2 protein-coding genes and 1 tRNA gene are annotated in these 1349 nt (G+C 49.1%); all 3 read left to right on the plus strand.

The genetic code is table 11. The features are described from left to right. The coding region (locus PX484_RS13915) for a M23 family metallopeptidase (RefSeq protein ID WP_288104304.1) at positions 1 to 739 on the plus strand (739 nt) is incomplete at its 5' end. 91 nt (positions 740 to 830) lie between these two features. Next, positions 831 to 904: transfer RNA gene (locus tag PX484_RS13920), tRNA-Met, on the plus strand. Between the two features lie 310 nt (positions 905 to 1214). Beyond that, on the plus strand, positions 1215 to 1349 hold a 135-nt coding region (brnA, locus tag PX484_RS26060; RefSeq protein ID WP_502882741.1), incomplete at its 3' end, for a type II toxin-antitoxin system BrnA family antitoxin.

The following is a 1349-nucleotide window of genomic DNA, read 5'->3' on the forward strand; positions in this document are numbered from 1 at the left end:
CACCACGGAGACGGAAGAATTCCCCGAAAATATCACCGGCAGCTATCGGGAAAGATTGCGCCAAGAGGTGGCTAATCTGCGGGAAACTAACCTTTCGGAAACCCAGAAAAGTATCGCTATTCCCGTCGATAATCCCGCAGAAACTGTCGAGGATCGGCAAATAACCGCTAATCCCCAATGGACCGCCCTTCGTTCGCGTTCTAACCAAAGCACCCCCCCCCAGATTATCGGTTCGGCTCCTACCAATGTGGAAGAATATAATGACCGCCTACGAATTCCCGTCGGCGAAACCGTAGAACCTTCCCTTCCTCCCCTCGCTAATCCTGATGAGCATTTACCTAATCCCGCCCCTATTTTTACCGGCTTTATCTGGCCCACCAGGGGGGTGTTAACCTCCGGTTTCGGTTGGCGCTGGGGCAGACCTCATCGCGGCATCGATATCGCCGGTCCAGTGGGTACACCAGTTGTGGCGGCGGCCGCCGGTGAAGTAATCTCCTCCGGTTGGAATTCTGGCGGTTATGGCAATCTGGTGAAACTGCGTCACCCCGATGGTAGCGTCACTCTCTATGCCCATAACAGCCGTCTGCTGGTGCGTCGCGGCCAAACTGTTCAGCAAGGCGAGCCAATCGCCCACATGGGCAGCACCGGTTTTAGCACCGGCCCCCATCTACATTTCGAGGTTCACCCCTCCGGCCAGGGAGCAGTCAATCCCATGGCTTTCCTGCCAGGCAGACGTTAAAGATGCCCGCAAAGGGAAGAAAAAATCTTCCCTTTTTTGCTCTTGTGCAATCGGGTGATTATGTGTTATGATTGATAACTGTGTAAACAACGGCTTAGTAGCTCAGTTGGTCAGAGCAGGGGACTCATAAGCCCAAGGTCGGCAGTTCAAATCTGCCCTGAGCCATTGGACAAGATCCAAGAAAACCAGCAAGATTATAGTCAGGGGATATCTCGTTCCCTTTTACTTGGGAACGCTCCCTTCAGGTTCTACCTGATAACTTTTTACTGATAACAGCAGCAAGGGAATTCCAAAATTTATTATATCAATTGTACTATAAATTTTGCCGATACAGTCACTACCATAATATTATGGTAGGATCGCCTAGGGGTCAGTGAGTTTATCGAACTGCGTGCGCCCAAAATGTCCTATAGATATTTCGACCAAATTGAGATGCAGCCACGGAAACGCTCTAGACCTGAAGAGGTAAAAATTTATGAAAGCTGAAGATTTTGACCGCAAATTTGATGATGGAGAAAATATCATCGAATACTTGGATTTAACTAAAATTAAACGTTCTAATTCCGAGGAACAAACAATTGCGTTTGAGTTTCCCTCATGGATGGTAGAG

This window comes from Microcystis sp. M49636_WE2, assembly GCF_030065375.1.
GTDB lineage: Bacteria > Cyanobacteriota > Cyanobacteriia > Cyanobacteriales > Microcystaceae > Microcystis > Microcystis aeruginosa_C.